This window comes from Aidingimonas lacisalsi (assembly GCF_008079445.1).
Lineage (GTDB): Bacteria > Pseudomonadota > Gammaproteobacteria > Pseudomonadales > Halomonadaceae > Aidingimonas > Aidingimonas lacisalsi.
Map to the genome: position 1 here is coordinate 333699 of NZ_VRYH01000003.1, position 22083 is coordinate 355781.

Annotated in this window: 21 protein-coding genes and 2 tRNA genes; 19 read left to right on the plus strand and 4 right to left on the minus strand. The window is 59.1% G+C overall.

The genetic code is table 11. The features are described 5' to 3' along the window. Positions 1-5: 5 nt before the first annotated feature. From FVV99_RS07755 to nadA, 6 genes are all read left to right on the plus strand, one after another. Positions 6-947, plus strand: a complete 942-nt coding sequence (locus FVV99_RS07755) for a segregation and condensation protein A (protein WP_148253475.1) — start codon at positions 6-8, stop codon at positions 945-947. Next, positions 940-1749, plus strand: coding sequence for an SMC-Scp complex subunit ScpB (gene scpB, locus FVV99_RS07760; RefSeq protein WP_148253476.1), 810 nt, complete (start codon positions 940-942; stop codon positions 1747-1749). Before FVV99_RS07755 ends, scpB begins: the two co-directional genes overlap by 8 nt. Continuing rightward, a complete protein-coding gene (gene rluB, locus FVV99_RS07765) occupies positions 1746-2606 on the plus strand; it encodes a 23S rRNA pseudouridine(2605) synthase RluB (protein WP_148253477.1) in 861 nt (286 codons plus the stop codon). Before scpB ends, rluB begins: the two co-directional genes overlap by 4 nt. An 85-nt stretch (positions 2607-2691) precedes the next feature. Next, positions 2692-2766, plus strand: a tRNA-Lys gene (locus tag FVV99_RS07770). A 61-nt stretch (positions 2767-2827) separates the two neighbouring features. Continuing rightward, a tRNA-Lys gene (locus FVV99_RS07775) sits at positions 2828-2902 on the plus strand. A gap of 270 nt (positions 2903-3172) precedes the next feature. Beyond that, positions 3173-4201 (plus strand): quinolinate synthase NadA, encoded by a 1029-nt coding sequence (nadA, locus tag FVV99_RS07780; protein WP_148253739.1) that lies wholly within the window; start codon positions 3173-3175, stop codon positions 4199-4201. Positions 4202-4254: 53 nt separating this feature from the next. Here the strand turns inward: nadA and FVV99_RS07785 are convergent, their stop codons facing one another. Next, positions 4255-5703, minus strand: a complete 1449-nt coding sequence (locus tag FVV99_RS07785) for a M48 family metalloprotease (RefSeq protein WP_148253478.1) — start codon at positions 5701-5703, stop codon at positions 4255-4257. 142 nt (positions 5704-5845) lie between these two features. On the opposite strand from FVV99_RS07785, the gene FVV99_RS07790 reads away from it, so the two are divergent. Together FVV99_RS07790 and FVV99_RS07795 are read left to right on the plus strand one after the other, a co-directional pair. Continuing rightward, positions 5846-6097 carry a sulfurtransferase TusA family protein gene (locus FVV99_RS07790; RefSeq protein ID WP_148253479.1) on the plus strand — a complete coding sequence of 84 codons (252 nt, stop codon included), beginning with the start codon at positions 5846-5848 and terminating at the stop codon, positions 6095-6097. Further along, complete coding sequence (locus FVV99_RS07795) at positions 6094-7194, plus strand: AI-2E family transporter (protein ID WP_148253480.1); 1101 nt, start codon at positions 6094-6096, stop codon at positions 7192-7194. The genes FVV99_RS07790 and FVV99_RS07795 overlap by 4 nt, the downstream gene beginning before the upstream one ends. Before the next feature lie 3 nt (positions 7195-7197). Here the strand turns inward: FVV99_RS07795 and FVV99_RS07800 are convergent, their stop codons facing one another. Continuing rightward, entirely contained in the window at positions 7198-7671 is a 474-nt protein-coding gene (locus FVV99_RS07800; protein WP_148253481.1) for a peroxiredoxin, read from the minus strand. A 221-nt stretch (positions 7672-7892) separates the two neighbouring features. Here FVV99_RS07800 and dapA point away from each other — a divergent pair, with 221 nt between their 5' ends. From dapA to purC, 4 genes are read left to right on the plus strand one after another with little or no spacing between them, the layout of a single operon-like run. Then, the gene (dapA, locus tag FVV99_RS07805; protein WP_148253482.1) at positions 7893-8777 is read left to right on the plus strand and encodes a 4-hydroxy-tetrahydrodipicolinate synthase; all 885 of its coding nucleotides are present in this window, start codon (positions 7893-7895) and stop codon (positions 8775-8777) included. Positions 8778-8823: 46 nt separating this feature from the next. Then, positions 8824-9801 (plus strand): outer membrane protein assembly factor BamC, encoded by a 978-nt coding sequence (locus FVV99_RS07810; RefSeq protein ID WP_161598977.1) that lies wholly within the window; start codon positions 8824-8826, stop codon positions 9799-9801. 38 nt (positions 9802-9839) lie between these two features. Then, positions 9840-10616: an MBL fold metallo-hydrolase gene (locus tag FVV99_RS07815; protein ID WP_148253484.1), complete on the plus strand. Its 777-nt coding sequence runs from the start codon at positions 9840-9842 to the stop codon at positions 10614-10616. Positions 10617-10637: 21 nt separating this feature from the next. Further along, positions 10638-11348, plus strand: a complete 711-nt coding sequence (gene purC / locus FVV99_RS07820) for a phosphoribosylaminoimidazolesuccinocarboxamide synthase (protein WP_148253485.1) — start codon at positions 10638-10640, stop codon at positions 11346-11348. 12 nt (positions 11349-11360) lie between these two features. On the opposite strand, the gene tsaA is transcribed toward purC, so the two are convergent. Beyond that, on the minus strand, positions 11361-12095 hold the full coding sequence (tsaA, locus tag FVV99_RS07825) for a tRNA (N6-threonylcarbamoyladenosine(37)-N6)-methyltransferase TrmO (RefSeq protein ID WP_148253486.1): 735 nt from the start codon (positions 12093-12095) through the stop codon (positions 11361-11363). A 157-nt stretch (positions 12096-12252) separates the two neighbouring features. On the opposite strand from tsaA, the gene FVV99_RS07830 reads away from it, so the two are divergent. After that, positions 12253-12762, plus strand: a complete 510-nt coding sequence (locus tag FVV99_RS07830) for a GNAT family N-acetyltransferase (RefSeq protein WP_148253487.1) — start codon at positions 12253-12255, stop codon at positions 12760-12762. 5 nt (positions 12763-12767) lie between these two features. On the opposite strand, the gene nadC is transcribed toward FVV99_RS07830, so the two are convergent. Further along, on the minus strand, positions 12768-13622 hold the full coding sequence (gene nadC / locus FVV99_RS07835; RefSeq protein ID WP_148253488.1) for a carboxylating nicotinate-nucleotide diphosphorylase: 855 nt from the start codon (positions 13620-13622) through the stop codon (positions 12768-12770). A 77-nt stretch (positions 13623-13699) separates the two neighbouring features. On the opposite strand from nadC, the gene ampD reads away from it, so the two are divergent. The 6 genes from ampD to FVV99_RS07865 all read left to right on the plus strand — a co-directional run bounded on the left by ampD (position 13700) and on the right by FVV99_RS07865 (position 22024). Continuing rightward, positions 13700-14266, plus strand: a complete 567-nt coding sequence (gene ampD, locus FVV99_RS07840; RefSeq protein ID WP_148253740.1) for a 1,6-anhydro-N-acetylmuramyl-L-alanine amidase AmpD — start codon at positions 13700-13702, stop codon at positions 14264-14266. A 328-nt stretch (positions 14267-14594) separates the two neighbouring features. After that, entirely contained in the window at positions 14595-17285 is a 2691-nt protein-coding gene (aceE, locus tag FVV99_RS07845) for a pyruvate dehydrogenase (acetyl-transferring), homodimeric type (protein WP_148253489.1), read from the plus strand. A 156-nt stretch (positions 17286-17441) separates the two neighbouring features. Further along, positions 17442-19514, plus strand: a complete 2073-nt coding sequence (gene aceF / locus FVV99_RS07850) for a dihydrolipoyllysine-residue acetyltransferase (RefSeq protein ID WP_148253490.1) — start codon at positions 17442-17444, stop codon at positions 19512-19514. Between the two features lie 258 nt (positions 19515-19772). Beyond that, positions 19773-20429, plus strand: a complete 657-nt coding sequence (adk, locus tag FVV99_RS07855; protein ID WP_148253491.1) for an adenylate kinase — start codon at positions 19773-19775, stop codon at positions 20427-20429. A gap of 123 nt (positions 20430-20552) precedes the next feature. After that, on the plus strand, positions 20553-21260 hold the full coding sequence (tsaB, locus tag FVV99_RS07860; protein ID WP_201745052.1) for a tRNA (adenosine(37)-N6)-threonylcarbamoyltransferase complex dimerization subunit type 1 TsaB: 708 nt from the start codon (positions 20553-20555) through the stop codon (positions 21258-21260). Positions 21261-21262: 2 nt separating this feature from the next. Further along, entirely contained in the window at positions 21263-22024 is a 762-nt protein-coding gene (locus FVV99_RS07865) for a class I SAM-dependent methyltransferase (RefSeq protein ID WP_148253493.1), read from the plus strand. Positions 22025-22083 lie beyond the last annotated feature (59 nt).

Here is a 22083-nt window from a genome sequence, read left to right on the forward strand (position 1 = left end):
CTGATGTGAACGACGCGGTCAGCGAAGCGTACGTTGCGTCGACGACATCGGTCGAACAGGCGGCCGTACTGGCCCGTCTGTTCGATAAGCCAATAACGGAGCTCCCCGAGGATCTTTACATTCCCCCCGAAGCGCTGCGCGTCTTCCTGGAAGCGTTCGAGGGGCCGCTGGATCTGCTGCTGTATCTGATTCGCCGCCAGAACCTCGATATTCTCGGTATCGATGTTGCTGCCATCACTCATCAGTACATCGAGTACGTGGAGTTGATGAAGGCGATGGAGATCGAACTTGCCGGCGACTACCTGGTGATGGCCGCGATGTTGGCCGAGATCAAGTCCCGCACCTTGTTGCCGCGTCCACCCAAGGGGGACGATGAGGATGATGAGAGCGATCCACGCGCTGAATTGATCCGTCGCCTTCAGGAGTACGAACAGTTAAAATCCGCTGCCGAGTCTCTGAATGAATTGCCGAGGCAAGGGCGTGACTGGTTTTCGCCCCAGGCGGGTCTGCCGACACTGGAAACGCGCGTGGTGCATCCGGATGTCGAGCTGGATGAACTGCTCCGGGCGTTGGCTGGAGTCCTTAAGCAGGTGGAACTCTCCCAGTCGCACCAGATCAGCCGGGAGGTCCTGTCCACGCGTGATCGCATGCTCAAGATCATGGATCGGTTGCAACGAGAACGCTTTACCCCGTTTGAATCGTTGTTCACGCTGAGCGAAGGAAGGGCCGGCGTCGTCGTGACGTTCATGGCGATTCTGGAGCTGTCCAAGGAGGCCATGATCGAGATTGTCCAGAATGCGCCGTTATCGCCGATCCATGTGAGGGCGCGTCTCGAGTCGACACCGGATGCTTCGTCAACGGTGGAGACCGAGATTGACGATACTGGCGAGGATCCGTTCCTGGCTAGAGAGGCCTTCAGCGGCAGAGCGGATGATGATGATGAATGATCCGGTTGGCCAACTCGACGGGATTCTCGAGGCCGCCTTGCTGGCGGCAGGGGAACCGCTGTCGAAAGAGCGCCTGGAAGCCCTGTTCGATGAACATGAGCGGCCCTCTCGACAAGCACTGGATGATGCGTTGTCTCGTCTCGAGTCACGGCTGATGCAGAGTGCACTGGAGTTGGTGCAGACGGCATCCGGCCATCAGGTTCGGATCCGTCAGCGCTTTTCACCCTGGGTGTCGCGATTATGGGATGAACGACCGCAACGTTACTCCCGAGCACTGTTGGAGACGCTGGCGCTGATTGCCTACCGTCAACCAGTGACACGTGGCGATATCGAAGAGGTGCGAGGCGTCACGGTCAGTTCATCGATCATGCGCACGTTGACCGAGCGAGGCTGGGTGCGTGTCGTTGGCCATCGTGATGTCCCCGGTCGTCCTGCGGTCTATGCCACGACACGCCAGTTTCTCGATGATTTCGGGCTGCAAACGCTCGATGCCTTGCCGCCCATGCATGAACTCAAGGATATCGGGGCATACGACGTGGCTGCGCTGGATACCGATGAGACCAAGGCCGAGGGTCAGCCACCAGAACTGGCGCAGGAGCATGAGGACTCGGCAGCGGAGGAAAATTCAACGACGGCCGGTATGGCCGGCGACCAGCAACACGCCGAGACGGCGTCCGAACGGTCAGGCTTGAGCTTCGCCGATCTTGAAGCCCGTCTGGCCGAACGTGCCCGCACGAGCGTCGATGACGACGGCCGTGCGGGGGCGGAAACTCCCCAGGTTGAGAGGTCAGACGACCCATGAACAGCAGTAATACCACCGAAAAATTGCAGAAAGTTCTCGCTCGTGCCGGGATGGGCTCGCGCCGTGAGATGGAAAGTGTCATTCAAGAGGGGCGCGTCAAGGTCAATGGCCAGGTGGCGACGCTGGGCGATCGGATCGATGTGCGCGACAAGGTGCTGTTCGATGACCGACCCGTGGTGCTGCGTGGTGTCGATGAAACGCCGCGGCGAGTCATCATGTACAACAAGCCGGAAGGCGAGTTGTGCACACGGAAAGACCCCGAGGGCCGGCATACCGTGTTCGAACGCTTGCCGCGGCTCAAGGGCGAACGCTGGATCGCGATCGGTCGCCTGGATATCAATACCAGTGGGTTGTTGCTGTTTACCACGGATGGTGAACTCGCCAACCGCCTTATGCATCCCTCCACGGAGATCGAAAGAGAATATGCCGTGCGTGTGATGGGGGAAGTCTCTCAGGCCCAGGTCAAGACCATGGTGGAAGGCGTCATGCTCGACGACGGCCCGGCGCGTTTCACCGATGTTCAGGAATTTGGCGGTGAAGGTATCAACACATGGTTCCATGTGGTGCTGATGGAAGGGCGCAATCGTGAAGTGAGGCGTCTTTGGGAATCCCAGGGACTGACGGTGAGTCGTCTCAAACGGGTACGTTACGGCAATATCTTCCTGGATAAGCGTGCCAGGGCAGGCGAATGGACCGAACTCACGCAAGAGGAGGTCGACGATCTCTCTCAGTTGGCAGGCCTCGACCCTCGCAAAGTGCCGGAGTTAACCCCGGATGAGAAGAATCGCTGGAGCCGCGATAAAAACAAGCGGCGTCCAGTACAGGGCATGCGTAAACCCAAAGGGCGCAAACACTGAAATAGGACTTGCGAGGCGCAGGCGTTATCAGTAGTATGTGCGCCCTGTTGGAGGGCGAGCGGTAATATCCCTCCGATTCGGTGGCGGGTCGTTAGCTCAGTGGTAGAGCAGTTGGCTTTTAACCAATTGGTCGAAGGTTCGAATCCTTCACGACCCACCAGATACCGTTTCGGCCGCGCTCCTTCGCCTCTCTTGTCTGTATTGTTGGACACTAGTTTTGCGGGTCGTTAGCTCAGTGGTAGAGCAGTTGGCTTTTAACCAATTGGTCGAAGGTTCGAATCCTTCACGACCCACCAGATAGTCGCCCTCGGCCCCTCATGGCCGGGGGCGTTTTCTTTGGGCGGCATCGCCAGCCGGTCGTGTGCTACCCGTCTGACTCGGCAGTTACGATTTCTTGGTCTCAAAAGGGAGAAATCGTGCTAACTTCTGGTCTAGAATGATAGCAGGCGAAATCGTGCGGGAGTCGCACGGTTCTACGTCAGGGGCGTCGCTCGGGCAGAGAGTCCGTGGCAGGCGCATCTGGTGCCATGCAGGGGGAGCCCCTGCCAGTCGCAGTGGTAGACACGATGACGATCATGACCTCTCGAGCCGAGGTGCGCGAGTACCTGGCCCGCGCCTATTGCCCGACGCGGATTCCCGCCGAGGATGAGGCGCGTATCGACGAAATCAAGCGCCTTTTGCATGAACGCAATGCCGTGCTGGTGGCGCATTACTACACCGACGATGCCATTCAACAGCTTGCCGAAGATACCGGTGGCTGTGTGGCGGATTCCCTGGAAATGGCCCGCTTTGGCGCTCGCCATGAGGCATCGACGCTGGTCGTGGCCGGCGTGCGTTTCATGGGAGAAACGGCCAAGATTCTCTCGCCTGAGAAGCGGGTATTGATGCCAACGCTGGAAGCGACCTGTTCGCTGGATGAAGGGTGCCCTCCCGATGAGTTCAGTGCCTTCTGTGATGCGCATCCCGACCGCACCGTAGTGGTCTACGCCAATACTTCAGCAGCTGTGAAGGCTCGCGCCGACTGGGTCGTCACGTCTTCCATCGCCGTCGACGTGATCGAGTACCTGCAGGCTCGCGGAGAAAAAATCCTATGGGCACCGGACAAGCACCTGGGGCATTACATTCGCGAGAAAACCGGTGCCGACATGCTGTTGTGGGATGGTGCCTGCATCGTTCATGAAGAGTTCAAGGCCAAGGGAATCGAGGACCTCAAGTCGCTCTACCCCGATGCCGCAGTGCTCGTTCATCCAGAATCGCCAGCGTCGGTCGTTGATATCGCTGATGTGACAGGCTCGACCTCGCAATTGATTCAGGCCGCCAAGTCGCTGCCGAACGAGCAGTTGATCGTGGCCACCGACCGCGGCATCTTCTTCAAGATGCAGCAGGCCGTACCGGATAAGATGCTATTCGAAGCGCCTACCGGCGGGAAAGGGGCGACTTGCAAGAGCTGCGCCCACTGCCCCTGGATGGCCATGAATGCCCTGGATAATCTGGCGGGCTCTTTGCGCCACCTGGACGGCGAGATACTCGTCGACGACGGGCTGCGCCAACGAGCACTGAAACCGCTGGAGCGGATGCTCAACTTCAATTCCTGAGTAACGCGCGGTGCAGTTCGTGACGAGGTCGTGGGTATTGTCATGCTCGTGGCTTAGAACTGCTCCAGGGTTTCGCGATAGTCGAGGAAATCCTTGCGGCGTTGTTCGATGCGCTGCAGTAGCCTGGTGTTTCCTTCGCGGGTGGCAACGTCGTCAGCGATGTCGAGTTGGCGAATGGCGCGATCGATCCGGCCGGTGAGTTGCAGTTCTTCCGCACGTGCCAGATGTCCCCAGCCGTTGCGACCGGTATTGCCGGCGGCTTCCGTCAGCAGAATGAAAATTTGCGGGTCTTCGGGACGATTATCGGCCAGGTTGCGAAGCAGGTCGTAGGCTTGTTCCGGGTCACTTTGCAGCAGGGCTTCCGCCTGCAATAGCTGGGTCGGCGTATGGCCTGGGAATAACCGCAGTAAACGCTGGGCACGGCTTTGGGTTTCCTCATGGTTACCTGCATCCAGGGCCACTTCAACGGCAGTGGCGGGTATCATGGTCAGGTCGGGAAGCTCGGTCGCCAATTGGTCGAGACGATTGAGTGCGCCTTGCAGGTCGCCGCGTTCAGCACTGACCAGTGCCTCGAGATAGCGGCGTGCCTCCGGGGCCGGGTCGCTCTGGGCCAGGCGTGTGATTGCCTGGTTCGGGTCATTGCGGTGTAAATCCAGTAGTGCCCGGGCTCGGATCATGTCGTATTGTGGCGTAGCGTCTCGGCGATTGGATACGCTCAGTTGTGCAGCCCGTGCTTGTGTATCGCTGATGCGGGACTCCGTGACGGGGTGCGTAAGCAGGAACTCTGGCGGGTTCCCGCCTTGCAAGCTGGCCATGCGTTGCATCGAGCGGAACATCTCGACCATTGCGTTGGGGTCGAAACCGGCTTCGGCCAAGGCCCGTAGACCGACGCGGTCGGCTTCCTGTTCGTAGCGGCGTGAATAGGCCAGCTGATCCTGCAGGAAAGCGGCTTGCGATCCCATGGCAGTGGCAATGCCCGCTTGTCCGCCACCGCCGGCGGCAATCAGCATGCCGGCAAGCAGGGCGGCCATGGTGGGGAGCTGGGTCTCTTCGGCCCGCTGTTGCTGTCGGGCGTGGTGGCGCTGCGAAATGTGGCCCAGTTCGTGGGCCAGTACCGAGGCAAAGGCATCTTCGCTGTCGGCGAAGGAGAACAACCCGGCATTGACCCCGATGATGCCTCCGGGAACGGCAAACGCATTCAAGAGCCGGCTGTCGATCAACGTGACCAGGGGCTGAATATTGCTCAAGTCACTGTGTGGTAATAAACGGTTCACCAGCGACTCGACATAATGCTGGCTGATGGGATCCTGCCAGCTCGGTGCCTGGGCGCGGAATTGACGTAGCCAGGCGCGTCCGAGACGGTACTCTTCCTGGGTCGCGGTGCTGCCGCCGGTTGAGCCGAGTTGTGGCAGGCCATAATCACTGGTTTGTGCGAAAACCGGCAAGGCGCTGACAATGAGCAGGCCAGTGGCGGCGACACAAGGAAAAATGAAGCGTCTCATGTTCCTCCTCGCAGGTTCGGCTGACGGCAGACAGGACTTGGCTTTTGACATTGATTCTTCCGCCAAAGTGCCTGTAAATTTCGAAAGCGTATCGTCGGCGTCGTACGGCGGTGACATTATGGTCCTTTTTCCGGGAGTTAGCATGGTCCTGCAACCCGATGATGTGCTTGATGCCTGTGGCCTGCCCTGTCCACTGCCGCTGCTCAAGGCCAAGCAAGCGCTCTCGCGTATGTCTGCGGGAGAAGTACTGGAGGTCATGGCAACCGACGCTGGCTCCTGGCGTGACTTCGAGACGTTCGTCGCCCAGACCGACCACGTCATGGAGGCGCGTGAGACGCGCGATGACGTATATTACTACTGGATTCGCAAGGGGGATGGGGAGCCGCTGGCATGACTCTCCGCAAACTCCTGAAAAACTGGATCGAACGCTATTTTTCCGATGAAGAGGCGGTGATCCTGCTGGTGGTGCTGATACTGGGGTTTGCGGCCGTCATCTGGTTCGGTCGTATGCTGGCTCCGTTCTTTACCGCACTGGTCATCGCCTTTCTGCTGCAAGGGGCCGTCAATTGGCTGATGCGTATCGGGATACCGAAAATGCTGGCCGTCATGGTGGTCTTTCTAGGTTTCGTCGGTTTGCTGATGGCTGTGGCATTGCTGCTCATGCCATTGATCTGGAATCAGCTGGTCAGCTTGGTGCAGGAAGCGCCTCGCATGTTCGCTAGTGGTCAGCAGCTTCTGGATGACATCCAGGAGCGATACCCGCACCTCGTCACACCCGACCAGATCCAGAACTGGATCGATGTAGCCGGTCGCGAACTCACCCAGGTCGGGCAGCGTGCATTGACCCTGTCCCTGGCATCACTTGGTAACTTGATGGATTTGATCATTTACCTGGTGTTGGTGCCGATCCTGGTATTTTTCATGTTGAAAGACAGTGATCGACTGGTCGGCTTCATGCTGTCTCTGTTGCCGCAGAAGCGCACGCTGATGTCGCGGATCTGGCAGGAGATGGATGATCAGATTGCCAACTACGTGCGTGGTAAGTTCATCGAGATCTTCATCGTCGGATGTGCGGCGTTTCTGACGTTCGGGTATTTCGGGTTGCCCTATACGGCGTTGTTGGCTGTGATGGTGGGGTTCTCCGTGCTGGTACCGTACATCGGAGCCGCAGTGGCTACGTTACCGGTCGCTGCAGTGGCCGGCTTCCACTTTGGCATGGGTGACCAGTTCGTCTACGTGCTGATCGCCTATGGCGTGCTGCAGGCGCTGGATGGCAATGTTCTGGTCCCCATCCTGTTTTCCGAGGCCGTCAACCTCCATCCCGTATCGATCATTCTGGCCGTGCTGTTCTTCGGCGGAATCTGGGGCTTCTGGGGGATCTTTTTCGCGATCCCCCTGGCCACGTTGTTGAAAGCGTTGGTCTACGCCTGGCCGCGTGGCATCAAACACCGGGGTGATCAGAAGGCACGGGAGGCGTTGGCTGAAGAGTAAGGGCTAGCCGGCATGCAACGACTGGGCGGCTGATAGCACGTCGTCGACATGGCCAGGTACCTTGACGCCTCGCCATTCACGGGCCAGCTTGCCATCCGTGTCGATCAGGAAGGTACTGCGTTCGATGCCGACGTGTTCCTTGCCATACATTTTTTTCGTCTTGAGAACATCGAACAGTTGGCACAGCGTCTCATCCTTGTCGGAGATCAGCTCGAAGTTGAAGGCTTGCTTTGCCTTGAAGTTTTCCTGCGCACGGATACCGTCGCGAGATACGCCGAGAATCACCGTATTGGCGGCATCGAAAGCCTCTTTGCGGTCGCGAAAGTCGCCGCCCTCCGTGGTGCAGCCGGGGGTGCTGGCCTTGGGGTAGAAGTAGATGACTACCTGCTTGCCCTGCAGGTCTGAGAAGGCGATGGTGTTGTCTCCGGTCGCGGAGACGGTGAAATCGGGAACGGGTTGACCGACGCTGACGCTCATCAAAAACTCCTTGAATGATACGATCTGAGCCTCAGATTACACGCAACCGCTGCGCTGCTGTAAAGTACCAGACATCTGCACTGCAGGCGCCGGGGCCAGTGAGTTCTGTACAGGCTTTCATCGCCTGAGTACCATCTAACCCTTGGGCGCCATGCGATGGCGAGTTTGGACGTCATTCCAATCGGTAAAGGTCGGCCAACGATTCGTAGAGGACAAGCAGGATGATCACAGGCAGCATCGTCGCCTTGGCGACACCGATGAAGGCGGATGGGAGCATAGACTGGGAGGCATTGCGTCGGCTGGTGGACTTCCATCTTGACAATGGCACCGATGGCATTGCCGCCGCAGGCACGACGGGCGAGCCGACAACCATGTCGTTCGCCGAGCACTTCGACGTGATTCGCACCGTGGTCGAGGAGGTGAATGGGCGTATTCCGGTCATTGCCGGTACTGGGGCCAACGCGACCTCTGAAGCCGTCGAGCTGGCACGTTATGCCAAGGAGGTCGGTGCTGATTATTGCCTGTCGGTGTGTCCGTATTACAACAAGCCGACTCAGGAAGGCCTGTATCAGCATTTCAAGGCAGTCGCGGAAGGTGCCGACATGCCTGTGATTCTCTATAACGTGCCGGGGCGGACCTGCTCGGATCTGTATAACGAAACCGTATTCCGCTTGGCCGAGCTGAACAATATCGTGGGTCTCAAAGATGCGACGGGCAACCTCGAACGTGCCGAGGAGCTCGTCGATCGTCTCAAGGGTAGTGATTTCATGCTCTACTCCGGTGATGACGCGACAGCCTGTGACTTCATGTTGATGGGAGGTCATGGCGATATTTCCGTCACGGCCAATGTCGCTCCGCGTTCGATGCATGAACTCTGTCGGGCTGCAGTTGCCGGAGATACCGACAGCGCGCATCAGATCAATACTCGCTTGATGCCGCTGCATACGCTGCTGGGCATCGAGGCCAATCCGATACCGGTAAAATGGGCCCTCAATCGTATGGGCTATGTCGATACCGGTATCCGCCTACCGATGACATGGTTATCCGAAAAGTACCACTCCACGGTTGGTGAGGCTCTGCAGATGGCCGGTGTCGTTGATGCCTGATATGCAGTGCCTGCAAGCCCGTGAACCGAACCCACAAGGTGGATGCATGAAACCTGCGCTGAAATGGATGCCGCTGGTCGTGGCGATTGCTCTTGCGGCAAGCGGCTGCGCTAGTGATGAGGGTTACTATCACGACCGCGACATCGATTACACCGAGGCCGAGATGGCGCCTCCGTTGACGTTGCCGGAGTCGCGCAATACCAGTGACTATCGCAATGCAATGCCGGTGCCGGCAGTCAACGGTACGTTCAGTTCGGCCTCAGACGGTCGGTTCGAGCCACCGCGACCTCAGCCGATGGGTGGTAGCTCCCTGCGCGATTTTGTCGAGGCACGTGAAATGGGAGATGACCGGTGGTTACTGGTCTCTCTGGAGCCGGCAACGCTCTGGCCACAACTGGAAGCCTTTGTCGAGCGCCAAGGTATGAGAGTGTCGTCTAGCGATCCTCAGCGCGGCATGCTGGAGACGTCTCGAGGCACGCTACGCGTTCGCCAGGGAATCGGCGCCAATGCCAGCGAGGTTCGTTGCACTCAGGGTGGTGCGGTCGCCGAAAACTGCCTGTCGTCATTGCACGACTACTTGAAAGGTCAGGGACAAACGGCCAGTAACTCGGCCTTGGCCAGTGAGCGTCGTAGCAATACCGAGGAGTCCGGGCCCAGCATTCAGCGCGACGGGGAAGAGTGGGTGTTGATGCTGAACGCCACATCTACCGATCGAGTCTGGGCCGAGCTCAGCCATCAGCTCAATGAATATTTCGACCAGGAAGGGCGTCAGATGCTGGTCGAGGAGAACCCGCAGAGCGGGGAGTTCCTGATCGATTACATGACGATGACGGAACGTGAGCGTGGGTTCGTGTCGATCGTGTTCAGTCCCGATGTGCGTCAAACGCCACAGCGCCTGCGCTTGAGCGTCGAGGCTGCCTCGTCGGGGGGCACGGTGGTGCGTGCCACGAATGCAAGCGAGAAGCCGTTCACCGAAGCGGATGCCCGTGAACTGCTCGATGAGCTGGCAACACTACTGCGCTGATGTTGACCGGGTCCGCTGGCGAATTCTCCGACGGTACAATGCCGTCAACCGGGTTGCATTTCGCCTCGCTGGGAAGTGGCAGCAAGGGGAATGCGACCCTGGTCAGCGATGGTGAGACCCATGTCCTGGTCGACTGTGGTTTCGCCATGCGTGATGCCGAACGGCGTCTGGCGGATCTGGGGATGACGGCCGCTCACCTCGATGCCATCTTGCTGTCCCACGAGCATGGCGATCATATACGGGGAGTCGGCGCATTGGCGCGGCGGCACGGTTTGCCTGTCTATCTGACACCGGGTACGTGGTTGTCGAAACGTCTGGGCAACGTGCCGTACCACCACTGGATTACGCCGCAATCTCGATTCGCTATCAATGGGCTGGAAATCGATCCGGTCACTATCCCTCATGATGCTCGAGAACCGGTACAATTTCGCTTCCGCGCCAGAGATCGCACGCTTGGCATACTGACTGACCTCGGCTATTCCAGTCGTCACGTCGTGGATTCCTTCCAGGGCTGCGATGCGTTGATCCTGGAATGCAATCATGATCGCCGTATGTTAGCGGATGGCCCTTATCCCGCTCAGCTAAAACGTCGAGTAGGCGGTCATTGGGGACACTTGGCCAATACCCAGGCGGCGGAACTGCTGTGTGCGTTAGGATTGGATCGGTTGCAGCGTATCGTTTGCTCCCATCTGTCGGAACAAAACAATCATCCCGAGCGGGTGCTGGAGGCGCTGGTTCCTCTGCTCGATGGTGATGAATCACGGCTGAGCGTCGCCACCCAGGATCGCTGCCTCGACTGGCAACGCATCAGCTAACTCGGTATTTCGGAGACCCCCATGGAAAAGCGTCAAGAACTCTATGCCGGCAAGGCGAAATCGGTGTATTACAGCGATGACCCGGAGCGGTTGATTCTGCATTTCCGCGACGATACCAGCGCCTTCGATGGCGAGAAGAAAGAGTCGCTGGCCCGCAAGGGCATGGTCAACAATAAGTTCAATGCCTATATCATGGGCAAGCTCGAAGCGGCGGGGATTCCCACCCATTTCGACGGCTTGCTCAATGACACGGAATGCGTCGTCAAGAAGCTCGACATGCTCCCCGTGGAATGCGTTGTACGCAATCTCTCCGCCGGTGGTCTCTGTCGGCGTCTCGGTGTCGAGGAGGGACTGGAACTCAATCCTCCAACCTATGAACTGTTCCTCAAGGACGATGCGCAACACGACCCCATGATCAATGAATCGTTGGCGGAGACCTTCGGTTGGGCGACATCGGCGCAACTGGCGGAAATGAAGCGCTTGACCTATCGCGTCAATGATGTCCTCAAGCAGTTGTTTCTCGATGGCGATATGCTGCTGGTGGATTACAAGCTCGAATTCGGCGTATTCCACAACGAGATCGTGCTCGGGGATGAGTTTTCACCCGATGGCTGCCGGCTCTGGGATGCCAACACCCGCGAAAAGCTCGACAAGGATCGATTCCGTCAGGGACTTGGTGGCGTGATTGAGGCCTACGAGGAAGTGGGCAGGCGGCTTGGTATCACGTTCTGATGCGCATCCTGTTCAGGTCATGATGAGATCGGTAACGACCATGAACACCGTGCCATCTTCATCCTGGCGAGCTTGAAAGTGGATATCGAGGTCACGCAGGCGTAGTCCATGGCGTCGGTTCTCGGCGCCCTTTCGATAGGCTGGACGAGGATCCTGGGCGAGCACTTGAACGATCAACTCGCGCAGGGTGTCCCGGTCATTGCGCTCGGTGAGAACTGCCTCGGCTGCCTGGCTGAATTGCACCGGACACATGGCTGGCGGTACGTCGGCATAACCGGCCCGTGCCTCGGAGGGGGTCTCGGCCCATGGCAAATGTGGCTTGATGTCCACGACGGGCGTTCCATCGACGAGGTCGTGCCCTCGTAACGCCAGCCGTACTCCTTGCCTGGTGTCGATGGCAACCAGTTCGACCAGAGACAGTCCCAAGCGATTTGGACGATGAGTGCTGCGGCTGGCGAACACTCCGATCCTGGCATTGCCGCCCAGGCGAGGCGGGCGGATCAATGGCGTCCAGCGGGTGGGGCTGCGATGGAAGACGAAGGTCACCCACAAATGGCTGAATGCTTCCAGACCACGGACCGTCAAAGGGTCGTCATAGGGCGGCAGCATGACCAGCGTGGCACGTGCGGCCCTGGCAAGCCCCGGCTGACGGGGGATACCGAACTTGTCCGGATAATCGCTTTCGATGCGACCAATGGCATCGATGGAAAAGGTGTGCGCGGAATTGGGGGCATCGGCATGTGTCATGAATGGCATTATGCGGTTTGATGGTGTGTGACGCGAATGATGTGTGGTTGGGTGGCGTGACGGTTTTCGTTACGCTTGGAAGTTGGCCGGTGATGACAATAGGGCAATGTGCTGATCGATACTCGACAGCCGGATGGCACATGACGCGGGGACAACCATGAAGCAAGCCGAGAGCGGAGCGCGTATTCACTATCGCGACGCCCGCCCACGTGATGGCGCCGATCAGGCCGAGGTGTTCCATCACGCTGTCATGCAGGGGAGCCATGCGCATTACACACTGGCTCAGCGCAGGGCCTGGGCGAGTGTCCTGCCCCGCGAAGCCAGTGCCTGGCGAGCCAGGCAGGCACTGTACAGGACCCTGGTCGCCTCATGCGATGGTCGCTGTGTTGGTTTCCTCGAACTCGACAGTCCGGCCCAACGTATCGAAACGCTCTATGTATGGCCGTCACTTAGCCATCGAGGTATCGGTTCGACGCTGTTGATTCATGCCGAACGCATCATGCTGGAACAGGGCATTGCCCGGATCACCATTGCCGCCAGCCTGATGCTGGCCGAAGGGCTGCAACGTCGTGGCTGGCGGTATCGGGGGGAAGAATGGGTCGAGCGGGGTGGTGAATCCTTGCCGCGCATCAAGCTGGATAAGCGCTTGACCCTGGTGGAAACCTGATAGCGTTAGCGACGTTCGGTATGGACGATGCGCATCGAAAGATCAATGGCCTGGACGTCCTTGGTCAATCGGCCGATCGAGATACAGTCGATTCCGGTATCGGCGATGTCTTGCAGCGTGGTTGCATCGACATTGCCGGAGGCTTCTAGTGTTGCACGACCGCTGCTGCGCTGCACGGCTTCACGCATATCGGCCGGGGAAAAGTTATCCAGCATGATCGTGTCGGCGCCAGCGGCGAGCGCTTCGTCCAACTCTTCAAAGGTTTCTACCTCGACTTCCAATGGCAGATCGCGGGCAATGCCGCGTGCTTCCTTGACGGCAGCCGTGATGCTGCCACAGGACGCGATATGATTCTCCTTGATCAGGAACGCATCATAGAGCCCGATGCGGTGATTGTAGCCGCCACCGCAGGTAACGGCATATTTTTGTGCGAGACGCAGCCCTGGCAGCGTCTTGCGCGTGTCGAGCAATCGGACCCCTGAATCGGCAATCAAGTCGGTATAACGACGTGCGCTGGTTGCGGTTGCCGAGAGCGTTTGCAACAGGTTCAGCGCTGCCCGCTCTCCGGTCAGCAGGCTGCGGGCCGGCCCTTCCATTTCGAGAAATACCTGATTCGGTTCCAGCGCATCGCCGTCTGCGCGTAGCCAGGTCAGTTCGACACGTGAGTCAAGCCGGCGATACAACTCGTCGACCCAGGCAACACCACAGAGGATGGCGGCTTCACGGGTCAGGACTTGCGCCTTGCCCCACTGTGATTCGGGAATCAACTGGGCAGTAATGTCGCCTGGACCGACGTCCTCGGCCAGTAACCGTGCAGCGCTGGTACGAATCTCTTCGGCGAGGGCTTGATGGTAGTGCATGGCGAGCCTTCACGATGGAATGTGCGATAATGCCTGACATTATAGAGAAACCGAACCGGTTGCGTCAGGGGAGAGTGATGTCGATTGAGCAGGGCTGGTGGTGTAAAGCGCGCCGCGAAGTATCGCCCAACCAGGATGCTCGGCCGCAAGAAGAGGTGTCCTTGCTGGTGCTGCATTCGATCAGTCTGCCGCCGCGGTCATTCGGCGGGCCGTATATCGAGCAATTGTTCACCAACCGTCTGGAGACTAATGAGCACCCGTTTTTTGCCACCATTGAAGGGGTACGGGTGTCAGCTCATCTGCTGATTCGGCGAGGAGGCGAATGCGTTCAGTTTGTTCCGTTCACGCGTCGGGCCTGGCATGCCGGGCGTTCAGGCTGGCGGGAGGGAACGCGAGTCCGTAACCGGGTCAACGACTTCAGTATCGGTATCGAGCTGGAAGGCGATGAGGTCACGCCATACCCCGAACCGCAATATCGTGCATTGGCTGAAGTGACAGCGGCACTTTGTCATCGTTACCCTGATTTGACGCCGGAACGGATCACTAGCCATGCCCATATCGCTCCCGAGCGAAAAACTGACCCTGGGCCTGCTTTTGACTGGGCATTCTATCGACGTTGTCTGGCACATGTTGGTGTTGTCTGAGCAACCGATAGGTTATGTAGCCGGGCTACAAATGATGGTTATGGAGCTGGTTCCGGACGTTGCATTCTGCCGGGTTGTGCTGCATCGCAATATTTAATGGAAAACATTTTCACGTTTGAGGTAATTGGCACGAGCCAGTGTTTGCGGTATCTTCATGGGCAAAATCCAGGGGTCCGAGACTGCCCACCTGTAAAGAAATTACAGCACGATACGATTTTCCGGAGACGTGACCCAAAGAAGGTCATGCCCGCACTGAAGAGCGCCACATGCCCCTCCACCCCCGGGTGAGGGTAGCCCGAAACATTATTCTTCATTCGGAGAGACGTCTATGAGTCTGGAGGCAAGAGAAGATCTCGATCCGATCGAAACCACGGAATGGCTGGATTCCTTGGCCTCGGTCATCGGGCATGAGGGCGAAGAGCGCGCTCGGTATATCATGAGCCGCTTGGCGGATCGCCTGCGTCGCGATGGCTCTTCACCCCCCTTTTCCGGGACCACGCCGCATCGCAACACCATTCCGATGCATCGTGAAGCCAAGATGCCCGGTGACATGTTCATCGAGCGCAAGATCCGCTCGGCCATCCGCTGGAACGCGATGGTCCAGGTGTTGCGCGCCAACAAGAAGCATAAGGGCCTGGGCGGTCATATTGCCAGTTATCAGTCCAGCGCCACGCTTTACGAAGTGGGTTTCAACCACTTCTTCCGCGCCGACAACGGCGACCACAAAGGCGACCTGCTGTATATCCAGGGGCACGTTACGCCGGGTATCTATGCACGTTCCTTCCTCGAAGGCCGCCTGACCGAAGAGCAGATGGACAACTTCCGTCAGGAAGTCGATGGTGAGGCGCTGCCGTCCTATCCGCACCCGTACCTGATGCCGGACTACTGGCAGTTCCCCACGGTTTCCATGGGCCTGGGGCCGATCCAGGCGATCTATCAGGCCCACGTGATGAAGTATCTGCACTCGCGTGAACTGGAAGACATGAAGGACCGCAAGGTCTGGGCGTTCCTCGGCGACGGCGAGTGCGACGAGCCCGAGACCCTCGGCGCGCTGCACCTGGCCAGCCGCGAGAAGCTCGACAATCTGATCTTCGTCATCAACTGCAACCTGCAGCGTCTCGACGGCCCGGTGCGCGGCAACTCGCGCATCATCGACGAGCTGGAAGGCGTCTTCCGCGGTGCCGGTTGGAACGTGATCAAGGTCGTCTGGGGCGGCCAGTGGGACCCGCTGTTCGAGAAGGACGCCAACGGCATGCTGCAAAAGCGCATGGACGAGGCGGTCGACGGCGAGTACCAGAACTACAAGGCCCAGGGCGGCAAGTACACTCGCGAGCACTTCTTCGGTAAGTACGACGAAACCGCGGAGATGGTCAAGGATTATTCCGACGAGCAGATCTTCCGTCTCAATCGCGGCGGTCACGATCCGCAGAAGGTCTACGCGGCGTACCATGAAGCGGTCAACAACGCCGGCAATCGTCCCACCGTGATCCTGGCGCACACCGTCAAGGGCTATGGTATGGGTGGCGGCAGTGGCGAAGCCGACATGGAAGCCCACCAGATCAAGTCGATGGATGTTGACGCGCTCAAGGCGTTCCGCGATCGCTTCGGCATTCCGATTTCCGACGAGCAGATCGAAAGCGGTGATATTCCGTACTACAAGCCCGACGACGACAGTCCGGAGATGAAGTACCTGCATCTCCAGCGTGACAGGCTCGGTGGCTTTTTGCCGGCGCGCAAGAACGACTTCGAGGCACTCGAGATCCCAGGGCTCGACGACAAGATGTTCGCCACCCAGCTCAAGGGCTCCGGCGATCGCGAAGTCTCCAGCACCATGTCCTTCGTGCGCGTGTTGAATGGTCTGGTCAAGAACAAGCAGCTCGGGTCGCGCGTGGTGCCGATCATTCCCGACGAGGCGCGCACGTTCGGGATGGAAGGCATGTTTCGTCAGCTCGGCATCTACGCCGCCGAAGGCCAGAAGTACGAGCCGACGGATGCCGGTCAGATCATGTACTACCGCGAGGACCAGAAAGGTCAGATTCTCGAAGAAGGCATCACCGAAGCCGGTTCCATGTCTGCATGGATCGCGGCGGCGACGGCTTACTCCAACCACCATCTGCCGTTGATTCCGTTTTACGTCTACTATTCGATGTTCGGCTATCAGCGCGTCGGTGACCTGGTCTGGGCCGCCGGTGACCTGCAGGCGCGTGGCTTCATGATCGGCGGCACCGCCGGGCGTACCACCATCAATGGCGAAGGCCTGCAGCACCAGGACGGCCACAGCCATATCCTGATGTCGACCGTGCCGTCTTGCCGCGCCTACGATCCGTGTTATGGACACGAGGTCGCGGTCATCCTGCAGGACGGTTTGAAGCGGATGTTCCAAGACAAGGAAAACTGCTTCTACTACCTGACCGTAATGAACGAGAACTACCCGCACCCGGAAATGCCGGAGGGCAGCGAGGAAGGTATCGTTCGCGGCATGTATCGTCTCTCGGAAGGCAAGAAGGACGGTCGCAAGAAACAACCGCGTGTGCAGCTCATGGGCAGCGGCACGATCCTGCGTGAAGTCGAGGCTGCCGCCGAGATTCTGGCGGAAGAGCATGACGTGGTCGCCGACGTATGGAGCGTGACCAGCTTCAACGAGTTGCGTCGCGAAGCGCTCGAGTACGACCGGCTGCAGTTCCTCGACTACGATGAGAAGCGTGAGCAGCCGTGGGTGTCACAGCAACTGGCTGGTGTCGAGGGGCCGGTCATCGCATCGACCGATTACATGAAGCTCTACGCCGATCAGATTCGTGCTTGGGTACCGAGTGACTTCCATGTGCTGGGGACCGATGGTTTCGGGCGTTCCGATACGCGTGAAGCGCTGCGTCGTTTCTTCGAAGTCGATCGCTACTACGTGACCATTCAGGCGCTGCGCGCGCTGGCCAACCGTGGTGAGATCGACGCCAAGGTCGTCAAGGATGCCATGAAGAAATACGGCATTGATCCCGCCAAGCCCAGCCCGCTGGTGTCTTGAGCCTCGTTGATGTCTTGGATCTGAGGGTCCCATCAAGGTGCCGCTGCCGGTCGGATATGGCGGCGGCCATAGCCAGATTGCCTGGTCCGGTCGTATTGCCCGGGTGCGATGTCCCGACGGTACGGTCGGACTGCTAGATTGGAAAGGAGCGCGACCTTGAGTAGCGAAATCATCAAAGTTCCCGATATCGGCGGTAGCGAAGGCGTCGAGATCATCGAGGTGGCGGTGTCCGAAGGCGATGTCATTGCCGCCGAAGACACTATGATCACGCTGGAGTCCGACAAGGCCAGCATGGATGTCCCGGCACCCAAGGGTGGCAAGGTCGTCAAGGTGTTGGTCAAGGAGGGGGATAGCGTCTCCGAGGGTGACGATATCCTCGAGCTGGAAACGGAGGGCAAGGATAGCGGCGACGAGGCCGCCCAGGGCGACGATGCCCAGGCGTCGAGTGAGACGGCATCCGACGCCGCGGAGTCCGGAACCTCGCAAGACGACAAGTCGGTAGACAAGAAACCGAAGAAGTCTTCCGGTGGCGGCAAGCGCACCGTCGAAGTCAAGGTGCCGGACATTGGCGGTAGCGAAGGTGTCGAGATTATCGAGGTAGCGGTCGGCGAAGGGGATGAGGTCAACGAGGAAGACGCGTTGATCACGCTGGAGTCCGACAAGGCGTCGATGGACGTGCCGAGCCCCTATAGCGGCAAGCTCGTCTCGCTGGCGGTCAAGGAAGGCGATCACGTCTCCGAAGGGGATCTGATCGGCACCATGGAGATCGCCGGGGAAGGTGGCGACGATGCGCCGGCGGAGGAGGCGTCCGACAACGCCGAGCCGGAAGAGCGCGCCGAGGATCAAGACGCCGACGATGAGGTCGAAGAAGGCAGCGACGAGGGCGGCCGCAAGGAACTCCGCGTCCCCGACATCGGCGGCAGCGAAGGCGTCGAGATCATCGAGATCGCCATCGGCGAGGGCGATGAGATCAGCGAGGAAGACACGTTGATCACGCTGGAATCCGACAAGGCTTCCATGGACGTACCCAGCCCTTACAAGGGCAAGGTAGTCGAGGTCTCGGTCAAGGAAGGCGATAGCGTCTCCGAAGGCGACCTGATCGGCTATATAGAGGCGGCCGGCGCTCCGGTCGCCGGTGCCAAGAAGCCGGCCAAGCAAGCCGATGCTGGCAAGGCTGATAAGAAAGCCGACGCCGGTCAGCAAAAAACCAGCGCTGCCAATTCCGAGGCGCCATCTGCCAAGCAGCCTGTGGGTGAACCAAGCCCTGAAGTGCGTCACAAGCACGGCGACGAAAAGACGGCGGGTGCCCACGTGCACGCCGGTCCGGCGGTTCGTAAGCTGGCCCGGGAGTTGGGCGTCGATCTGGCACTGGTCACGCCGAGCGGCCCCAAGGATAGGGTGTTGAAGGAGGATGTCCACACCTACGTCCAGCAGGTCATGGCTGGCCAGACCAAGTCACCAGCCGCTGCACCTGCCGGAGCTGACGGTGGCATGGGGATTCCGCCGGTTCCCGATCAGGACTTCAGCCAGTTCGGTGAGGTGGAAGAGAAGCCGATGGGGCGCCTGATGAAGATGGGGGCGACCAACCTGCATCGCAGCTGGCTTAACGTTCCACACGTCACCCAGTTCGACGAGGCGGATATCACCGAGCTCGAGAATTTCCGCAAGTCGATGAAAGCGGAAGCCGAGGCCCAGGGAACCAAGCTCACACCGCTACCGTTCATGATCAAGGCATGTGCGTTCGCGCTGCGCAAGTTCCCGCAGTTCAACGTCAGCCTCAAGAGCGATGGCGAAACGCTGGTCTGGAAGAACTACGTCCATATCGGTGTTGCGGTCGATACGCCTGACGGTCTGATGGTGCCGGTGATTCGTGATGCTGATCAGAAGTCACTGATCGATTTGGCCAAGGAGAGCATTGACCTGGCCGGCAAGGCGCAGTCGAAGAAACTCAAGCGCGAAGAGATGAGCGGCGGGTGCTTCACCATCTCCAGCCTGGGGTCGATCGGCGGCACGGCATTCACTCCGATCGTCAATGCACCGGAAGTGGCTATCCTGGGTATTTCCAAGGCACAGATGAAACCGGTATGGGATGGTAATGAATTCGCACCGCGATTGATGATGCCATTGTGCCTGTCTTACGACCATCGGGCGGTTAACGGCGCCGATGCAGCGCGCTTTACCGCATTCCTGGGACAAGTGCTGAGCGATATTCGCCGTCTGCTGATGTAGCGTTGTACTGCGAAGCGAGTGTCGGGTAACGGCGCCTGCGGGCGCCGTTTATCTTTCGAACCTCCGGAATCCGCATGACTCGCCACCAGACCAAAGTGCTAACTTGGTTGCCAACTTGTTGGTCTATAAGCATTTCTTCCATCATGGTGGAAGAGGCGGCATGTCCGGGTGGCTTGTCTCCCCGGTTCGCCACGGGTATTGTCTGCGCTAATTGCTTTGACAGAAACGTTTTCCATCTCAATTCAAGGAGCACCACTGATGCGTTTGATCCTGCTGGGCGCCCCGGGGGCCGGCAAGGGCACCCAAGCCCAATTTATCTGCGAACGGTATGATATCCCGCAGATTTCTACCGGCGACATGCTGCGTGCGGCGGTCAAGGAGGGCAGTGATCTGGGACTCAAGGTCAAAGAGATCATGAGCAGTGGCGGCCTGGTTTCCGATGACATCATCGTGGCCTTGGTCAAGGAGCGTATCAGTCAGCCCGATTGTGCCAATGGGTTTCTGTTCGATGGCTTTCCACGCACGATTCCCCAGGCCGATGCCATGAAAGAAGCGAACGTGAAGCTCGATCACGTGCTCGAAATTGCGGTCGACGATGAAGAGATCGTCAATCGACTGGCGGGTCGGCGTGTACATCCTGGATCCGGGCGTGTCTATCATATCGATCATCAGCCGCCCAAGGAGCCCGGCAAGGACGACGTTACCGGTGAGTCGTTGGTGCATCGCGACGATGACAGCGAGGAAACGGTGCGCAATCGCCTTGCGGTCTATCATGAACAGACAGCGCCGTTGGTTGATTATTACCGCCGTTGGGCGGAAGAAGACGCTGACGCGGCACCCGCCTACCATCGCATTTCCGGTATCGGCAGTGTCAACGATATCACGCGCCGGGTGGTGGAAGCTCTCGAGGAGTGATCCGAACTCCGCCGCTTTTCTTCATGAGCGCCGCTGACGGCTCGTAAGTTACGGGTCGTTGGTGCGTCATGATATCTTGTCGTCATTCTCACCAGGCTGTGTACCCGAAGGTCGCCATTCATCATGCTCACTATCTTGGCTCTGGATGCCTCCTCGAATGCGTGTTCCGCAGCCTTGCTGCGGCGTCGTCATGAACAAGCAACCGATGAAATATCGTCACGCATTTCTACGACGCCTCGGGAGCATACGCATCGTTTGATGCCGATGGTCGATGAGCTGCTGGCCGAGGCAGAGGTGACTCTGACTGACCTGGATGCCCTGGCTTATGGGCATGGACCGGGATCGTTCACCGGTCTACGGATCGCAGCGGGCGTTGCTCAGGGGCTGTCTTACGGCATCGACAGGCCACTACTCGGCATTTCGACATTGGCAGCGCTGGCGCATGCCGCGCATCGTCGTTATCACCTGCGTTACGTGATACCCGCGCTGGATGCTCGCATGGGAGAGATCTATGCCGGTGCCTACTACTGTCATGACAGTGTCTTGACCGCGTTGATGGACGAGGCGGTGATGCCTCCGGAACATCTCTCTCTTCCGACGGGTTATGGGGACGTCGACTGGGTCGGTGTCGGGTCGGGGTGGTCGCTATGGCCTTCGATGTCGGCAGAACTGCAGGTGGGAATCGGCCAGCATATCGATGACGTGCCGCCCTCGGCCGAGGATATGGCATCGCTGGCGGCCCAACAGTTCCTGGCAGGCGAAGGGCGGGCACCGCATCTCGTTCAGCCCGTCTACTTGCGTGACCGTGTGGCCTGGCAACGAAAGCGGTGACCATGCAGGTGACCGTTGGCGTATATGGAGACGAACTGCGCCCCCTCGCCGATGCCCTGGGGCTCCCCATGGTACCTACGGTTGGGCCAGGACTGACGTTGGCCAAGCAAGGCGATGCCCTGGTACTGGCCGGTGAGGAACGCCGCTATGGCAAGCCGCTGCGAGCCGATTTCGTGACCGGACGCGCGGCGCACCGACGTCGCTTCGGAGGCGGACGCGGCCAGTTGGTTGCCAAGGCCTGCGGCCTGGGCAAGATCGACTCCCCGACGGTGATCGATGCGACGGCGGGATTGGGCCGTGATGCGTTCGTGTTGGCTGGCCTGGGAGCCCGAGTCATGATGATCGAACGTAGCCCGGTAATTCATGCATTGCTGGATGATGCGCTGCAACGTGCGCGTCAGGTGGATGAACTCGCTGAGGTGGTAGCGCGGATGTGGCTATATCATGGTGATGCCTGCTGCGATTTGCCCGAGCTCACGGAGCGCTCCGGCTTGATGCCTCAAGTCGTTCATCTCGATCCGATGTTCCCTCATCGAAGCAAGTCGGCACTGGTCAAGAAAGAAATGCGCGTCTTCCGCGAGTTGGCCGGTGGCGATGATGATGCGCCGCGTCTGCTTGAGGCTGCCCTGGCCACGGCCACCCATCGGGTTGTCGTCAAACGCCCACGCAAGGCTTCGCCGATCGAAGGACCGGAACCTCATCATGTCATCGAGGGCAAGACCAGCCGCTATGACCTCTATGTGCACCGGTCATTGACGCCGTAGGGCAATCCTGCGCCAAGCTACGTGAGCGAGGAGGGTCTGTCGTGTCCTGCCGATGGGCC

What these genes read in the sequence shown, in the direction of transcription:
- rluB (WP_148253477.1), top strand. Translation starts at nt 1,746, where the DNA reads ATGAACAGCAGTAATACCACCGAAAAATTGCAGAAAGTTCTCGCTCGT.
- aceE (WP_148253489.1), top strand. Translation starts at nt 14,595, where the DNA reads ATGAGTCTGGAGGCAAGAGAAGATCTCGATCCGATCGAAACCACGGAA.
- FVV99_RS07815 (WP_148253484.1), top strand. Translation starts at nt 9,840, where the DNA reads ATGCCGTCAACCGGGTTGCATTTCGCCTCGCTGGGAAGTGGCAGCAAG.
- tsaA (WP_148253486.1), bottom strand. Translation starts at nt 12,095, where the DNA reads ATGACACATGCCGATGCCCCCAATTCCGCGCACACCTTTTCCATCGAT.
- FVV99_RS07800 (WP_148253481.1), bottom strand. Translation starts at nt 7,671, where the DNA reads ATGAGCGTCAGCGTCGGTCAACCCGTTCCCGATTTCACCGTCTCCGCG.
- tsaB (WP_201745052.1), top strand. Translation starts at nt 20,553, where the DNA reads ATGCTCACTATCTTGGCTCTGGATGCCTCCTCGAATGCGTGTTCCGCA.
- scpB (WP_148253476.1), top strand. Translation starts at nt 940, where the DNA reads ATGAATGATCCGGTTGGCCAACTCGACGGGATTCTCGAGGCCGCCTTG.
- FVV99_RS07795 (WP_148253480.1), top strand. Translation starts at nt 6,094, where the DNA reads ATGACTCTCCGCAAACTCCTGAAAAACTGGATCGAACGCTATTTTTCC.
- FVV99_RS07785 (WP_148253478.1), bottom strand. Translation starts at nt 5,703, where the DNA reads ATGAGACGCTTCATTTTTCCTTGTGTCGCCGCCACTGGCCTGCTCATT.
- FVV99_RS07865 (WP_148253493.1), top strand. Translation starts at nt 21,263, where the DNA reads ATGCAGGTGACCGTTGGCGTATATGGAGACGAACTGCGCCCCCTCGCC.
- purC (WP_148253485.1), top strand. Translation starts at nt 10,638, where the DNA reads ATGGAAAAGCGTCAAGAACTCTATGCCGGCAAGGCGAAATCGGTGTAT.
- nadA (WP_148253739.1), top strand. Translation starts at nt 3,173, where the DNA reads ATGACGATCATGACCTCTCGAGCCGAGGTGCGCGAGTACCTGGCCCGC.
- dapA (WP_148253482.1), top strand. Translation starts at nt 7,893, where the DNA reads ATGATCACAGGCAGCATCGTCGCCTTGGCGACACCGATGAAGGCGGAT.
- nadC (WP_148253488.1), bottom strand. Translation starts at nt 13,622, where the DNA reads ATGCACTACCATCAAGCCCTCGCCGAAGAGATTCGTACCAGCGCTGCA.
- FVV99_RS07790 (WP_148253479.1), top strand. Translation starts at nt 5,846, where the DNA reads ATGGTCCTGCAACCCGATGATGTGCTTGATGCCTGTGGCCTGCCCTGT.
- FVV99_RS07810 (WP_161598977.1), top strand. Translation starts at nt 8,824, where the DNA reads ATGAAACCTGCGCTGAAATGGATGCCGCTGGTCGTGGCGATTGCTCTT.
- FVV99_RS07830 (WP_148253487.1), top strand. Translation starts at nt 12,253, where the DNA reads ATGAAGCAAGCCGAGAGCGGAGCGCGTATTCACTATCGCGACGCCCGC.
- ampD (WP_148253740.1), top strand. Translation starts at nt 13,700, where the DNA reads ATGTCGATTGAGCAGGGCTGGTGGTGTAAAGCGCGCCGCGAAGTATCG.
- adk (WP_148253491.1), top strand. Translation starts at nt 19,773, where the DNA reads ATGCGTTTGATCCTGCTGGGCGCCCCGGGGGCCGGCAAGGGCACCCAA.